Annotated in this window: 14 protein-coding genes and 1 pseudogene; 12 read left to right on the top strand and 3 right to left on the bottom strand. The window is 58.6% G+C overall.

Features of this window, described 5'->3' with window-relative positions; translation table 11 throughout:
* Nucleotides 1-5: 5 nt before the first annotated feature.
* Together hemG and BUC26_RS08150 are read right to left on the bottom strand one after the other, a co-directional pair.
* Nucleotides 6-1,415 carry a protoporphyrinogen oxidase gene (hemG, locus tag BUC26_RS08155; protein WP_073375054.1) on the bottom strand — a complete coding sequence of 470 codons (1,410 nt, stop codon included), beginning with the start codon at nucleotides 1,413-1,415 and terminating at the stop codon, nucleotides 6-8.
* Nucleotides 1,402-2,094, bottom strand: a complete 693-nt coding sequence (locus tag BUC26_RS08150) for a metallophosphoesterase (RefSeq protein ID WP_073375052.1) — start codon at nucleotides 2,092-2,094, stop codon at nucleotides 1,402-1,404. Before BUC26_RS08150 ends, hemG begins: the two co-directional genes overlap by 14 nt.
* A gap of 299 nt (nucleotides 2,095-2,393) precedes the next feature.
* Here BUC26_RS08150 and htpG point away from each other — a divergent pair, with 299 nt between their 5' ends.
* The 12 genes from htpG to BUC26_RS08090 all read left to right on the top strand — a co-directional run bounded on the left by htpG (nucleotide 2,394) and on the right by BUC26_RS08090 (nucleotide 15,153).
* Entirely contained in the window at nucleotides 2,394-4,271 is a 1,878-nt protein-coding gene (gene htpG / locus BUC26_RS08145; RefSeq protein ID WP_073375050.1) for a molecular chaperone HtpG, read from the top strand.
* A gap of 169 nt (nucleotides 4,272-4,440) precedes the next feature.
* Nucleotides 4,441-4,827: an outer membrane protein assembly factor BamE domain-containing protein gene (bamE, locus tag BUC26_RS08140; protein ID WP_073375048.1), complete on the top strand. Its 387-nt coding sequence runs from the start codon at nucleotides 4,441-4,443 to the stop codon at nucleotides 4,825-4,827.
* Nucleotides 4,824-5,465 (top strand): protein-L-isoaspartate(D-aspartate) O-methyltransferase, encoded by a 642-nt coding sequence (locus BUC26_RS08135; protein ID WP_244155811.1) that lies wholly within the window; start codon nucleotides 4,824-4,826, stop codon nucleotides 5,463-5,465. Before bamE ends, BUC26_RS08135 begins: the two co-directional genes overlap by 4 nt.
* A complete protein-coding gene (locus BUC26_RS08130; RefSeq protein ID WP_073375047.1) occupies nucleotides 5,455-6,087 on the top strand; it encodes a YqaA family protein in 633 nt (210 codons plus the stop codon). The genes BUC26_RS08135 and BUC26_RS08130 overlap by 11 nt, the downstream gene beginning before the upstream one ends.
* Before the next feature lie 82 nt (nucleotides 6,088-6,169).
* Nucleotides 6,170-7,372: a S1C family serine protease gene (locus BUC26_RS08125; RefSeq protein ID WP_073375045.1), complete on the top strand. Its 1,203-nt coding sequence runs from the start codon at nucleotides 6,170-6,172 to the stop codon at nucleotides 7,370-7,372.
* Nucleotides 7,373-7,796: 424 nt separating this feature from the next.
* A complete protein-coding gene (locus BUC26_RS08120; protein ID WP_425267078.1) occupies nucleotides 7,797-8,786 on the top strand; it encodes an amino acid ABC transporter substrate-binding protein in 990 nt (329 codons plus the stop codon).
* 73 nt (nucleotides 8,787-8,859) lie between these two features.
* Complete coding sequence (locus BUC26_RS08115; protein WP_073375044.1) at nucleotides 8,860-10,035, top strand: amino acid ABC transporter permease; 1,176 nt, start codon at nucleotides 8,860-8,862, stop codon at nucleotides 10,033-10,035.
* A gap of 7 nt (nucleotides 10,036-10,042) precedes the next feature.
* Nucleotides 10,043-11,137, top strand: coding sequence for an amino acid ABC transporter permease (locus BUC26_RS08110; RefSeq protein ID WP_073375042.1), 1,095 nt, complete (start codon nucleotides 10,043-10,045; stop codon nucleotides 11,135-11,137).
* A 59-nt stretch (nucleotides 11,138-11,196) separates the two neighbouring features.
* Nucleotides 11,197-11,952, top strand: a complete 756-nt coding sequence (locus BUC26_RS08105; protein ID WP_073375040.1) for an amino acid ABC transporter ATP-binding protein — start codon at nucleotides 11,197-11,199, stop codon at nucleotides 11,950-11,952.
* 66 nt (nucleotides 11,953-12,018) lie between these two features.
* Nucleotides 12,019-13,047 carry a DUF2157 domain-containing protein gene (locus BUC26_RS08100; RefSeq protein WP_073375038.1) on the top strand — a complete coding sequence of 343 codons (1,029 nt, stop codon included), beginning with the start codon at nucleotides 12,019-12,021 and terminating at the stop codon, nucleotides 13,045-13,047.
* A gap of 355 nt (nucleotides 13,048-13,402) precedes the next feature.
* Entirely contained in the window at nucleotides 13,403-14,188 is a 786-nt protein-coding gene (locus BUC26_RS08095; protein ID WP_073375036.1) for an FRG domain-containing protein, read from the top strand.
* An 89-nt stretch (nucleotides 14,189-14,277) separates the two neighbouring features.
* A complete protein-coding gene (locus BUC26_RS08090; protein WP_073375034.1) occupies nucleotides 14,278-15,153 on the top strand; it encodes a hypothetical protein in 876 nt (291 codons plus the stop codon).
* 177 nt (nucleotides 15,154-15,330) lie between these two features.
* On the opposite strand, the pseudogene BUC26_RS24110 reads toward BUC26_RS08090, so the two are convergent.
* Nucleotides 15,331-15,470, bottom strand: a pseudogene (locus BUC26_RS24110) (integrase core domain-containing protein); the annotation flags it as partial.

The raw sequence follows: 15,470 nt of genomic DNA, 5'->3' as shown, positions 1-15,470 counted from the left end.
GCCATTTAGAAATAAACCTTCTTTACCTCGGCCTGATCCTGGCTCTGGGCCGTGCCGCTGCCGACCCTGCCGGCCAGCGCGCAGGCAGTCTTGATCATGTCGTTCAGCCCGATCCCTTCCCAGCCGAAGCCGCAGATAAACAGGCCGCGCTGCCTGGCCACCAGCTCGTTGCGCCGCCGCAGCAGATCACGGTAGCCGCCCTCCAGTTGCGGGATGGCGCCGAACGGTCGCAGCACCTTGGCGTAGCTCGGCGTCGGCGGCAGTGTCAGCAATCCACGGACGTCGGCCAGGGACCGCTCGATCAGCGTTTTGTCGTCGAGCTCCACGCGTTCCGGGTGTCGTCGCCCGCCGACCAGGGTCTCGAAGACGATGTGTCCGGCCGGGGCCCGGTTCGGGAACATATTCGAAGAAAAGAGTGTGCCGAGAGTGAAGCGCTGCTCGACTTCCGGAATCAGGTAACCGAAGCCCGGCGGCAGTTGGGCATCGGCAAAGCCGAAGACAACGGTCGCCAGTCGGGCCTCCGGTACGCTCAGCGCGGCCAAGGCCGGGTCGACGGTGGCCAGCAGCGGCAGGGCACCGTTGACCGGCAGTGCCAGCACCAGGTTGGCGGCGACCAATCGCTCGGTCTTGGTCTGTACCGCCCAGCCGTTTTCCTGCCGCTCCAGGCCGATAACCCGCTGCCCGTAGTGGAGCCCGCCGGCGGCGATAAGAGGTTCAGCCAGCCGTTCGGGTAACCGCTGCATGCCGCCGGGAAAACTGGTCATTGCCGGCATCGTCAGTTTCTCGCCGCGCCGCTTCGTCTTCCGGGCCGCCCGCGCCTTGGCGATAACGCCGCGGATCACCGAGCCGTGACGGTGCTCCAGCTCCCGTACTCCGGGCATCACCGCGTCGATACGCAGTTCGTTGTAATCGCCGGCGTAGGTGCCGGTAAAGACCGCGTCGACGTAGGGTAGCAGGGCACGGCCGAAGCGATAGGCGGCCCATTTGGCCACGGTCGGTTCGCCGTCCAGCGGTTTCTTGAACAGGTCGCCGAGGACCCGGATCTTGTCGCCAAACGGAATCAGCGGCGCCCGGAGGATCTTCAGCGGCGATTGCGGAATCATCATCAGCCGGCCGTTGATGCAGACGTAGCGCACGAATGTGGCCAGCGAGGCCGCGACGCATTCCTTGTCGAGTCCGGTTTCGCGGAGGATGTCGCGGCTTTCGGCGCAATTGTCGAGAAAGCCGTGCGGTCCCCATTCGGCCAGGTAGCCGTTGTCGGAAAAGGAGCTGATCACCCCGCCGGGACGCTCCTCTTTTTCCAGGACGACCAGACGATGACCGGGGAAATCGCGGGTGAGCCGGTGGGCGACGACCAGGCCGCTGATGCCGCCGCCGACGATGATGGTATCGATGGTATCGTTAGATTCGTTCATGAAAGGTGGTCTGGACCGTTGATTTGTCGACGGAGATCTCCAGCCAGCCGCCCTGGCTGAGCATCCCCGGGTTATAGATCGGTGTGCGGCCGATCCGGTCGCTGCCGGCCGCTTCGTGAATGTGTCCGCAGATACAGAGTTCGGGTTGCCGCTCTTCGATGAACGTGCGGACGGCGCTGGAGCCGACGTGGGTGCCGGAGCGCAGCCGGTCGACGGCGGTGCCGAACGGCGGGGTGTGACTGACCAGGATCGTCGGGATGTGGATTTTCTCCAGCGGTTCCGCCAGATCGATGAAGCCGCGCGCCTGCTCGTAGGCTTCGTCGATGCCTGCGGCCAGTTGCTCTTCGGAAAACTCCGACGGCGTTGCGAACGGTGTCTTGTTGGAGCCGCCGAGGCCGATCAGGCAGACCCGGTTATGAAGCAGCCGGGCCTGGCGGTGCAGGTTGATGCCGAGTTCCTCGAGATAATCGTTGATCTCCGGTTTGTCCAGGTTGCCGAACTGGGCGAGAACCGACTGGTTGGCGCTCAGTACCGCGTCGAGTACCTCTTTTGCCTCGTGCGTCCCGCCGAAGTTGGTCAGGTCGCCGTTGATGATAACCAGGTCGGCCGTGTCGATTCCATCGATGGATGCTATCGTATCGGTGGCCATATGTATATCGCCGATGGCAATGATTTTCATGATATCCCTCCTCTCTGATGATGGTCCTGCGGGCAGGGCGGCGGCCTTGACAGCCTGCCGTCGATGGTTAACATTTTCGCCGACTTCAGAGGAAAAAGCAAGGATTGATCGGCCGGCGGCAGCCGTGGTTCAGGGAAACTACGCCTGTATTTTCAACAGGCTATAACCGGTTCCAGAGATGCCCCGAGACGCCATGCCGCGTCCCGGTCCGGCCGGCGGTCCGCATCTTTGTTTTTGTCGGCTGTTTTGGAAAATCTTTCAAGCCAGCCCGTAACCCATTGCGTAAAAGAGGAAGCACAATGACAGCAGCAACCACGACCCATGAATTTCAGGCGGAAACCAAAAAACTTCTCGATATCGTCATCAACTCGCTCTATACCGAGCGCGACGTCTTTATCCGTGAGTTGATCTCCAACGCCGCCGATGCGCTGGAAAAATATCGTCACGAGAGCCTGACCCACAGTGAAGAGGAGCTCTTCGACGCCCATGTGCCGCTGGAGATCACCATCGATCTCGACGAGAAGAAAAACCAGCTGACCATCACCGATACCGGCATCGGCATGACCAAGGACGACCTGCTGGCCAACCTCGGTACCATCGCCCATTCCGGATCCAACACCTTCCTGACCCAGCTCGCCGAAGCGGCGCGCCAGGATGTCAGCCTGATCGGCCAGTTCGGTGTCGGCTTTTACAGTGCCTTCATGGCCGGGGCAACGGTCCGGGTGCGCAGTCGCTCCTGGGACGGCAGCGAAGGCCACGAATGGGTTTCCGACGGTACCGGCACCTACACCGTCAGTGAATGTCAGGGCCTGCATCGCGGCACCAAGGTGATCGTCGAGCTGAAAGAAGGGTGCGAGGATTACGCCAAAAAGTGGAAGGTCGAGTCGGTCATCAAACAGTACAGCTCGTTCGTTCCCTTTCCGATCAAGCTCGAAGGGGAAACCCTCAACACCGTCCAGGCCCTGTGGGCGCGCAGCCGCTCGGAAATCACCGACGAGGAATATGTCGAGTTCTACAAGTTCGTCGCCAATGCCGTCGACGAGCCGATGCTCCGCCTGCATTTTTCCACCGACGCGCCGCTGGCCATCAACGCCCTGCTCTTCGTGCCCAAGGAGAACCTGGAGATCATGGGGTTCGGCAAGATGAGCCCGGGCGTCAATCTCTACTGCCAGCGCATCCTGATTGATCAGCATTCGGAGAACATCCTGCCGGAATGGCTGCGCTTTCTCAAGGGTGTCATCGACAGCGAGGACCTGCCGCTCAATATCTCGCGCCAGGCCTTGCAGGACAACGCTCTGGTCGCTAAGATCCGCCGGGTGATCAGCAAGCGGTTCCTCAAGTTCCTCGAGGATGAGGCGAAAAAAGACGAGGCGGCCTATTTGGAATTCTGGAAAACGTTTGGCATCTACCTCAAGGAAGGGGTGACCAGCGATTTCGAATACCGCACCGAACTCGGCAAGCTGATGCGTTTCGAGACGTCCAAGTCGGAGGCCGGAACCCCGGTCAGCCTGTCCGACTACCTGCTGCGCATGCATCCCGACCAAAAGGAGATCTACTATATCAACGGCCCGAACCGGGAGGCGATCGAGGCCGGGCCATATATCGAGATGTTCCGCAAGAAAGACGTCGAACTGATCTATACGATGGAGCCGATCGACGACTTCGTGCTCAGCTATCTCGGCGAATTCGACGGCAAGAAGCTGGTCTCGGCGGACAAGGCGGACCTCTCTCTGGGCGATGACGATACACCGCCGAGCGAGAGTGACGAGAAAGCCGAGACGCCGCTTGACGACAAAGCGGCCGGGGATCTCGTCAGCTGGCTCAAGGAGACGCTCAAGGAACAGGTCGCCGAGGTCAGCATCTCCAAGCGGCTGGTCGACGCCCCGGCTCTCATCGTCAACCCCGACGGGTTCATGACCTCGTCGATGGAGCGGATCATGGCCGCCGGCAAGTTTGAAAAAGGCCTCAAGCCGGAGATCGGCAAAAAGAACCTGGAGATCAACCCGACCAACCCGCTGATCCGCAGACTGGCCGAACTGGTCAAGGAAGACGAGGTGTTTGCCGTCGAGATCGCCCGCCAGATCCACGACAACGCGATGATCCAGGCCGGGTTGATGATCGACCCGCTGGAGATGGTCGCCCGCAACTATCGCATCCTCGGCAAGCTGGCCGGCTGAGCGGTTTCATTCGGCAGGCGGGGCAGCGGACGTCACGGTGCTCCGTCGACTTAACCATTGAAAAAACGGGGATCACAGGCTATAGAGCAGGAGTGCTTCCCGCTTTAGGAGGGCCGGCAAGGTCCTGCCGAAGAAGGGATGACGAAGAAGATTGACTTGGGAGAAAATCATGACCCATTGTGCAAGAACGCTTGTCTGCCTGGCCCTGCTCGTCCTTCTCGGTGCCTGCACCGGAAGTCCCGTGCGGCACCTGGCCTCCGATGCGGCGCTGATCAAGCCGGGTGTATCGACCAGAGACGAGGTTCTGACCTATCTCGGCGATCCCGACTCCCGCCAGACGATCTCCGACACGGCGGAGCGCTGGGTCTATTACGAGGAGAGGCAATCGACCCTGCAGCAGGCCCCGTACCTGGGCAAGCTCTTCAATGCCAAGGGTTACGAGCAGATCGTCGTCACCTTTGAAGGGGACAGCGTTGTCGATGTCGGCTACAGCTCCTTTGATGCCGACGAGTATGGCTGGTCGGAAGACTTCGGCTGGCAAGAGAAGCGAGAGTGATTGACCGATTTGCCACCATTCGCGAGCGGATGGTGCAGGAACAGCTGGTTCCCCGCGGCATCAGCGACCCGCGAGTCCTCGAGGCGATGCGCACCGTACCCCGGCACCTGTTCGTCGACGACGCGCTGCAGTCCAGGGCCTACGGCGACTTCCCGCTGCCGATTGCCGCCGGACAGACCATTTCCCAACCCTATATCGTCGCCAGCATGACCGAGGCCCTCGGCCTGCAGGATGATGAGCAGGTCCTCGAGATCGGTACCGGGTCCGGCTACCAGGCCGCCGTTCTCTCCCGGCTCTGCAAAAAAGTCTACACCGTCGAACGGATCAACTCCCTGCTCGCCTCGGCCCGCAAAGTTTTCGATCTCCTTAAATATTACAACATCTCCTCAAAGCTCGACGACGGCACCCTCGGCTGGCCGGAGTGCGGCCCGTTTGACGCCATCATCGTCACCGCCGGCGGCCCGTCGATCCCCGAACCGCTGGTCGAGCAGCTGAGCGAGCGCGGCCGGCTCGTCATCCCGGTCGGGGACCAATACCTACAGACCTTGAAATTACTGGAATTGACCGAAGACGGCAGGCAGATCAGAGATCTCGAGCGGGTGCGCTTTGTCGACCTGGTGGGGAAACATGGTTGGTAACAGCGATCCGGGTGAAACGACGGTGAAGCTGGCCGGTGGTCCGCTCAAACGGCTCTACGATATCTGTATGGCTTGGATCGCCGGCCCTTACGGGGTCTGGGCGCTGTTTTTCATTGCCTTCGTCGAGTCATCCTTCTTCCCGATTCCACCCGACGTCTTTCTCATCGCCATGTGCATCGCCGCGCCGTCGCGCTCCTTTTTCTTCGCGGCGGTCTGTGCGGCCGGCTCGGTGCTCGGCGGGGCGCTCGGTTATGGCCTCGGTTTCTGGTTCATGGACTCGGTCGGTCAGCAGATCATTGCCTGGTATGGCTTTGAGGACAAGTATCTGCGTGTCCAGGATCTCTATCGCGCCTATGACGCCTGGGCGGTCGGCGCGGCCGGTTTCACCCCGCTGCCGTACAAGCTCTTCACCATCACCGCCGGCGCCTTCAAGCTCGATCTGGCCACCTTTCTCGTGGTCTCGGCCCTCTCCCGGGCCGCCCGATTTTTTCTAGTGGCCGCCTTCATCTGGAAATTCGGTGCCCCGGTCAAATATTTCATCGACCGGTATTTCAATATCCTGTCCGTTATTTTCATGGTGTTGCTCATCGGTGGTTTTGTGCTGGTGAAAATGCTATTGTAGTATCCCAGTCTTTCATTCACACTGGGTTCGGCCGAAGAACTCTTGTCGCCGTGCCGGCCCCGAGAGCCGCTGACAGCCTGTTATGAGACCGTATCGCATCGTCCTGTCGGCCCTCCTGCTGCTGTCGTTGTTGTGCGCCGGCAGCGCCTGGGGCGGCCACGAAATCCACCTGAAAAACGGCTCCGTGATCAGCACGGAGGTGATCGATCGCAGTGGCGGTCAGGTTAGCTACGAGCAGTACGGTGGCATGATCACCATCGATATCGGTGATATTGCCGAGATCAAATACAATGTCGACGGACCGCCGACCGGCCCTCGCCGGGATCGAGCGGCCGACGCGCCACCTCCCGGCGCACCGGCCGCCGGCAAGGACCTGGCCGCCCAACTCGCCGCCACGCTGCCGGCCCAGTCGCCGCTGGAGCGGGCCAGCCACGCGGTGGTCTCGATCACCACCGAGGCCGGCTCCGGCTCCGGGTTTTTCGTCAACGACCGGGGACTGATCATCACCAACCGTCACGTGGTCCGGGGCAGCGAGCAGAATAACCGCCAGGTTGAAGACAAGCTCGGTGAGGCGGAGAGCAAGCTGAAACACTGGCAGGCCTCGCTGCAACAGGACGAGGAGCGGCTTGCCGCCTACGAGCGGAAACTGGAGCAGGATCGCCGCCTGCTGCAGCAACGGATCGACGAGTTCGGCAGCCGTCTCAACCCGCAGTGGCGGAAGGATGTCGAGCAGAGCCTGCGGGAGCGGGCCAAGACCCTGCAGACGTGGCGGCGCGAGCACCAGGCCAGAAAAGAGGAGTATCAAGGGAAAAGTCGTGAATTCCGCCGGCAGCGCGACGGCTGGCGCAACGCCAATGATCAGCTGGCTCGGCAATCGCGGTTCCCGGTGACCCTTGCCGACGGTAGCGAGCAGTCGGCGCTGCTCTACCGGGTCAGCGATACCTATGACCTGGCCCTGCTCAAGCTCAACGGCTTTGTCACGCCGTATCTGCGTCCCGCCCCGATCGATCAGGTCGCCTACGGCCGGACCGTCTATGCCATCGGCTCGCCGCTCCAACTCAACAACTCAATCACCGCAGGGGTCATTTCCGGTCTGCGTGACGGCTATATCCAGACCGATGCCCAGATCTACCCCGGCAATTCCGGCGGCCCGCTGGTCAACGCGCAGGGCGAGGTGCTCGGTGTCAACACGATGAAGCTGATCACCGAGAAGTTCGAAGGGCTCGGCTTTGCCATCCGCTTCTCCCAGGTCGAAGCGGAGTTCGCGGATTATTTAACGCAATAAATCGCCCCGTTTGAGCGCTCGCTCGCCGGAAACGGGCCGGAGCCGCCGCATGACCGGCGGACGGAGTCAAACTGCTTGACAGCAGCGGAAATTCTTGCGATAACAACGCAGTGCAGGGGGGATTCTTGCCGGTTATCAAGTCAAGTCATCGGCCCGGTGCCGGTTCGACAATATGGGAACCTTGAAAAATTGTCATTTCGCCCAATCTCATCGTTGCGCAATCAAATTTTATCCTCGGAATATCATTTATATGCCTGCGGTAAAATTTTCTTGCGTGCCTCGATTTTGAACGAAATGCCGAATCTTTCAAGCTCCCCATAAAGAGTGGTAGGGCGACCGTCCGTAGCGGTCGCGACACATCTGGAACTCTTTTCCAAACACAAGGAGGGCTTCGATGAAACACTTGATGCGGACAATCCCGGTCATGGCAGCGTCTCTCTGTCTGGCCACCTCAGTGGCCATGGCGGGAACCCTTGATGACGTCAAGGCCAAGGGCTTTATCCAGGCCGGCGTCAACGGCGATCTGTTCGGTTTTGCCAAACCGGACGAGAAAGGAGTGTGGCGTGGCCTCGATGTCGATACGGCCCGGGCCGTTGCCGCCGCCGTCTTCGGCGATGCCGACAAGGTCAAGTACACCCCGCTGACCGCCAAAACTCGTTTCACCGCGCTGCAGTCCGGTGAAATCGACGTGCTGACCCGTAACGCCACTCAGACCCTGAGCCGCGACACCGACCTCGGACTCAATTTCGTCCAGGTCAACTACTACGACGGCCAGGGCTTCCTCGTGCCCAAGGCCCTCGGCGTCGAGAGTGCCAAGGAGTTGGACGGCGCCTCGGTCTGCGTGCTGCCCGGTACCACCACCGAGCAGAATGTCGCCGACTACTTCCGGGTTCAGAAGATGAACATGAACCCGGTCGTCATTGAGAGCACCGCCGAGCTGTCCAAGGCATTTTTCGCCGGCCGCTGCGACTGCATGACCTCGGACGCCTCCCAGCTTGCCGGCATCCGGGCCGTTGCCCCGAATCCGGCGGATTACAAGATCCTGCCGGAAATCATCTCGAAAGAGCCGCTGGCCCCGGCGGTACGGCACGGCGATGACCAGTGGATGGACATCGTCAACTACTCGGTGCTGGCGATGATCGAGGCCGAAGAACTCGGCATCACCTCGGCCAATATCGACGAGATGATGGGCAGCACCGATCCGAAGGTGCAGCGCTTTCTCGGCGTCTCGCCCGGCAACGGCAAGGCCCTCGGCCTCGATGAGAACTGGGCCTACAATATCATCAAACAAGTCGGTAACTACGGCGAGGTCTTCGAGCGCAACGTCGGTGTCGACACGCCGCTGATGCTCGAGCGCGGCCTCAACGCGCTGTGGACCAACGGCGGTCTGATGTACTCGCCGCCGTTCAAGTAGCCGCCCCTTTTCGACGTTTCATCTTTTCGGCGCTGCCCGGGGCTCCGTTCCCGGGCAGCGCCCGGAAGCGGCTATGCAGGCGACGACAGCTCCGGAAAAGATACCGTTTTTACGCGATCCCACCAAGCGCTCCATCCTCTACCAGCTGGTCACCATGGCCGGCGTGGCGCTGCTCGGTTATTACCTGATCAACAACACGCTGATCAATCTCGAGCGGCAGTCGATCTCCACCGGCTTCGAGTTCGTCGAGAAAGAGGCCGCCTTTGAGATTGGCGAGTCGCTGATCGATTACTCGGCCGCCGATTCCTACGGCAAGGCCCTGCTCGTCGGCTTTCTCAACACCCTGATCGTCTCCTGTATCGGCATCATACTGACCGTGGTGCTCGGCACCATTCTCGGCATCGCCCGGCTCAGTACCAACTGGCTGCTCTCCAAGCTGGCCGCCGCCTATATCGAGGTGTTTCAGGACATCCCGGTACTGCTCCAGCTCTTTTTCTGGTACGCCTTTTTCTACGAGATTCTGCCGGGTCCGCGCCAGGCCCTGGACCTGCTGCCCGGCGTCTTTCTCTGCAACCGCGGCATGATCTTCGGGGTGCCGCACTACCACCCGGCCTTCGGCTATGCCGCCGCTGCCTTCGTGCTGAGCTGCATCGCTGTCTGGTTCCTGCGGCGCTGGGCGATCAAACGGCAGGATGCGACCGGTCGGACCTTCCCGCTCTTTCGCGCCTCGCTGCTGATGCTGCTCGGCCTGCCGGCCATCGTCTGGTGGCTCGGTGGGGCGCCGACCGAAATGAACGTACCGGTGCTCAGCGGCTTCAACTTCAAGGGCGGCATAACCATCAGCCCGGAATTCACCGCGCTGCTGCTCGGCCTGGTACTCTACACCGCGGCTTTTGTCGCCGAGGTGGTGCGCGCCGGCATCCAGTCGGTCGGCAAGGGCCAGCGCGAGGCCGCCACTTCGCTCGGTCTGCGCCCGGGACGGGTCATGCACTTGATCATCCTGCCCCAGGCCCTGCGGGTCATCGTGCCGCCGCTGACCAGCCAGATGCTCAACCTGACCAAGAACAGCTCGCTGGCGGTGGCCATCGGCTATCCCGACTTCGTCTCGGTAGCCGGCACGACCATCAACCAGACCGGCCAGGCCATCGAGGGCGTGGCCCTGATCATGATCGTCTACCTGATCTTCAGCCTGTCGACGTCGGCGTTCATGAACTGGTACAACAAAAAGATCAAGCTGGTGGAGCGATAGAGACGCGATGAAATCGACCACAGCTGCCCCGCACCGCGAAGAGATCAAGCCGCCGGTAACCGAGATTGGCGTCATCGGCTGGATCAGGGCCAACCTGTTCAACGGCTGGTTCAACTCCCTGCTGACCCTGGCCGTTCTCTACCTGCTCTGGTTGATCGTGCCCGGCACGGTCAAGTGGGCCTTTATCGACAGCGTCTGGCTGACCGGCAGCGAGGAGTGCCGGGCCACCGATGGGGCCTGCTGGTCGGTGATCAGCGCCAACATCCGCTTCATTCTGTTCGGCTTTTACCCGCACGACCTGCAGTGGCGGCCGCTGCTGGCCATGGGCCTGTTGGTGGCGCTGCTCTTCTACAGCCGGGAGCGCAGCCGCTGGAACAAGATGCTTGCCTGGTCTTGGCTGGTCGGCCTGTTCGTCATGGGTCTGCTGCTCAAGGGCGGCCTGTTCGGCCTGACTGCGGTGGAGAGTGCCAACTGGGGCGGGCTGCCGCTGACCCTGCTGCTCTCCGTTTTCGGCCTGACCGCCGCCTACCCGGTCGGCGTGGTGCTGGCGCTCGGCCGCCAGTCGGAGATGCCGGTGATCAAGTCGTTCTGCGTCGTCTACATCGAGTTGATCCGCGGCGTGCCGCTGATCAGTCTGCTGTTCATGTCGTCGGTGGTCTTTCCGCTGTTTTTGCCGGAAGGCGTCACCGTCAACAAGATCCTGCGCGCCCAGGTGGCGATCATCCTCTTTACCGCCGCCTATATCGCCGAGGTGGTGCGCGGTGGCCTGCAGGGCATCGACCGCGGCCAGTACGAGGCCGCCGAGTCGCTCGGGCTCAACTATTTTCAGACGATGCGCCTTATCATCCTGCCCCAGGCCCTGAAGATCGTCATCCCGCCGTCGGTGAGCATTCTCATCTCCGCCTTCAAGGATACCTCGCTGGTGGTCATCATCGCTCTCTACGACTTGTTGAAGACCACCCAGACGACGCTGAGCGACCCCAAATGGATGGGCTATTCGGCCGAGGCCTACATCTTTGTGGCCCTGATTTATTTTATCTGCTGTTTTGCGATGTCCAACTACAGCAGGAAACTGGAAAAAGAACTCGATACCGACCGGTAGCTCCGCCACCGGCAGCATCACAACGCGGCAGCCGCCGCGAAGCAGACAAGGAAGCAGGCATGCAAGCAGAGACGATCAGCGACACCCATCCGATCATCGAGATCGAGGAGATGCACAAGTGGTTCGGTGACTTCCACGTCCTCAAAAACATCAACCTCACCGTCCATCGGGGCGAGCGAATCGTTATCTGCGGGCCGTCCGGTTCCGGCAAGTCGACGCTGATCCGCTGCATCAACCGGCTCGAGGAGCACCAGCGGGGCCGCATCGTCGTCGATGGCATTGAGCTCACCAAGGACCTGAAGAATATCGAGAAGGTCCGCACCGAGGTGGGCATGGTCTTCCAGCACTTCAATCTTTTTCCCCACCTGACCGTGCTCGAGAACCTCACCCTCGGCCCGATCTGGGTGCGCAAGACGCCGAAACGGGAGGCCGAGGAGACCGCCCGCTACTTCCTGGAGAAGGTGCGCATCAGCGAGCAGGCCCTCAAGTACCCGGGCCAGCTCTCTGGCGGCCAGCAGCAGCGCGTCGCCATCGCCCGCAGCCTGTGCATGAAACCCAACGTGATGCTTTTCGATGAGCCGACCTCGGCCCTTGACCCGGAGATGGTCAAAGAGGTGCTCGACGTCATGATCAGCCTTGCCCGGGAGGGCATGACGATGATTGTCGTCAGCCACGAGATGGGTTTTGCCAAGAGCGTCGCCCACCGGGTGATGTTCATGGATGACGGCGAGATCATCGAGGAAAACGAACCGGAAGCCTTTTTCACCAACCCGCAAAACGACCGGACCAAGCTCTTTCTCAGCCAGATCCTGTAGGCCGCCTGGTCCGGATCATCGGTCTGCACCCCTTACGGCTGCCGGCCACCAACCCCGGAGGGATGCATGGAGGTCAACCGCGGCCTGCTCAAACAGGCCACCGACCAGGGCGTGCTCGGCGAAGAGCAGGCCGAACGTCTTTGGGTCTTTCTTTCCGACCACAGCAAAGACCACCCCCGTTTTCACGTCACCCATATCCTCTACTATCTCGGCGGCCTGATCGCCATCGGCGCCATGACCCTGTTCATGACGCTCGGCTGGGAACGCTTCGGCGGCTGGGGCCTGCTGGCCATCGCGCTGGCATACGCCCTCGCCGGGCTCGCTCTGACCGAATACCTGCTCAAACGCAACTACACCATCCCCGCCGGCATCGTCGCGACCTTTGTCGTCGTACTCACGCCGCTCGCCGTCTACGGCCTGCAGTCGGCCATTGGCCTCTGGCCGGAAGGGCGCGTCTATCGCCAATACCACACCCATATCGACTGGAACTGGCTGCTGATGGAGCTGGCCACGCTGGCCGCCGGCGCCGCGCTGCTCTGGCGTTACCGCCTGCCGTTTATGATCATGCCGGTGGCCGTCACGCTCTGGTACCTGAGCATGGACCTTACCCCGTTTATCTTCGGCAAAGAAGACACCACCTGGGAGCTGCGCAAACTCGTCTCCCTGTGGTTCGGTCTGCTGATGACGCTGCTCGCCTTCTGGATCGACATCCGCTCCCGGCGCAGCAAGGATTACGCCTTCTGGCTCTACCTCTTCGGCGTGCTCACGTTCTGGGGCGGCCTGTCGCTGCAGCACTCCGACAGCGAGCTGAGCAAATTCTTCTACCTTTGCATCAACCTGCTGCTGATCACCGTCGGCGCCATACTCTCGCGACGCGTCTTCGCCGTCTTCGGCGGCCTCGGCGTCGCCGGCTACCTCGGCCACCTGGCCTACGACGTGTTCAAAGATTCAATGCTCTTCCCGTTCGCCCTGACCATCATCGGCCTTGGCGTCATCTGCCTCGGCATCCTCTGGCAGAAACACGAACAAACCATCACCACCAGGCTCAGAAGCATGGTGCCAAAACCGCTACGGGAGTTGATCGAGAAACGGTAGTAGCGGCGATACACAATGTTCAAGAACGCATTTCCGGAAGAACCGTGTGCCAACGACCCAAAAATATCAGTTTTCCCCACTTAGACGAATTCGTATAAGTAATTATTTTGTAATTATTTTCCCCAAGCAATGGACAAGGAATATCGTTGCGCAAAGCCAGTCGACGAGTTGGCTTGATAATTTGTTATGCAGTATCGGCAAGATAGATCTTGCCGACCGGTGGAGGGTGCTCTCGGACAAAGGAATTGACATGGCAGGAAGAGGGAAGTGACCGGGGGCAAATTGACGAAATTGACCCCGAATAAGTACTAACCGCGAATTCGCCTAATTAACGTTAACTGTTTTTGAAAAGCAGATGAAAGATAATGTTGCACAGGTCATAATAAAAACTCCAATAGATTTAGTAATTGCAGGTGAAGCCCTTCGAAATTGTTGGTTTCGCGGTCAAGGTTCTGAAAAATGGGGCTTGACATCAACACTTGAGCGTGATGCAGACAATTTTGGTGTCCCCAGGCGTTTCCTGATAGAAAGGGAACAAACAACTCTACGCTTATTTAAAGAGCGGGCTCATATATACATACACAATTTTGAGAAACCCAGGTCGAAATTCGAGTGGCATTCACTAATTAGACATTACGGAGGCCCCTCAAGGTTATTTGACGTTACAAGCTCTTACCTCGTAGCAGCTTACTTTGCTTTATGTGATTCAGCCCCTAAACAAAATGGAGTTATATGGGCATTCAAAGAATCTTATTTCTCTGAAAACAATACTAATATTGACGATCTTTTTGAAAAACAAGATAAACCGGAAATACTAATTGGTAAACCTGAAGAGCTGAATTCTCGTCTTCATTCTCAAAGTGGAAATTTCTTTGTTCCAGCTTGTCTACTTACTTCTCTTGAAGATCAAATTAGTGAAAAATTTGGAACAAATTTAAAGGATAAATATTCAAAATACCGTTCAGTAAAGATGATCGAGACAAATATCAATCACAAAATATGGAAGCTGGTTTTTCCGAGAGCTGTTCATAGCGAATTATTCCGATTCCTTTCGAGGTGCAATGTGAGAGGGTACTCATTATTCCCTGGGTTAGAAGGATTAGCAATGTCACTTAAGGAAATGATGAGAGCTTATGAATAATAATCAGTTAACAAAAAGTTCCAGCGAAAACCGCAAAAAGCGCGGTTTTCGCTGAACTCTACGTTCAAAAACAAGTATAGCCCAGAGGCATGATCGATAAAACATACCTTCCTTTCACTGCCGAGGAGCTTAAACCTCATTTCGTCGCTGATATCGATGGGCAGATCGCTTACTACCAGAAGAGTGCAGATCGTTATCATAGATTCATGGAGGAGCATCAGGAGACGGCGGGAATCCCGCTCACAGAGGCAAAAACTCCTCGACAAATCGAGAAGGATGAGCGGTTCTGGACCATTACTGCGATAAAGAGTGTATTCGATCATCACTCGCGGTTCAAAATTCTGACGCAGTTACTCGTCAAAACGTTCGGGCCGAATCCTCCGATTCCCGGTTTGATTAGTTGGGAAGAATGCTTGGATGGCGAACTCCGACTTTATTTTGAGGCCTGCCTTCCGTCTCCTCAAAGTTATGTCAATTGGCTACGGTCAAATCTGCACCGTCGTCAAATGATCCCTTATGTTCTTGATGCTGCTGCACGAGACAACGCCAGGACCCTTGAAGGGGCAACACATGTTGATGCAATGTTTCTGAATGTCTCAAACGGGTTCGCTTGGTTGATAGAGGCAAAGGTTCTTTCTGATGTGTCCTATCAGACCTCGTTCGATAATTTCCGAAATCAGATCTCTCGAAATATTGATGTGATGCTTGATGATACTGCTCTTATTGGGTCATTTCTGGAAAAAAGAGACCCCCAAAAAAGCATTTTTTCTCTTCTTACTCCACTGTGCTTCAAAGAATATCCCAGTTCACGGCTCTATGGCTGGATCATGCAAGATTACAAAAATGATCCGTATGCGCTGGAACGAGATTTACCCCATCGCAAACAGACTAATTGGGATGTTTTGCAACAACGGATCGGATGGGTCACGTTTGAGGATTTCCAAGAAGTTCACCCAGGTGCTTGAAGTGGACCCCTGAGTCAAGACAGAAATCCACTGGGTTTAAGCTAGACATTCAACGTCACGTGCAGCGGGTCGGCGCTGCCCCGGTTTAGCTTCTGCCGATACTTCTGGTGCTGACTCCGCGATTGATGGAACCCCTGTGGAGCGTAGCGGAACAGGGGTTCCATCAATCGCGCGTGGGTATTTATTCACAATCACTGCTCCACCGCCCATCGCGGTCTTATATACGACATCAGGTGTCTTTTGCCCCAACGACTGATGAGGGCGTTCGCCGTTATAAAAGCTGAAATACTCGGCCAGGCCGACCGTCAAGTCGATCA

Source organism: Desulfofustis glycolicus DSM 9705 (assembly GCF_900130015.1).
Lineage (GTDB): Bacteria > Desulfobacterota > Desulfobulbia > Desulfobulbales > Desulfocapsaceae > Desulfofustis > Desulfofustis glycolicus.
The sequence above is the reverse complement of the archived record's forward strand: the minus strand, read 5'-3'. Positions and strand labels throughout refer to the sequence as shown.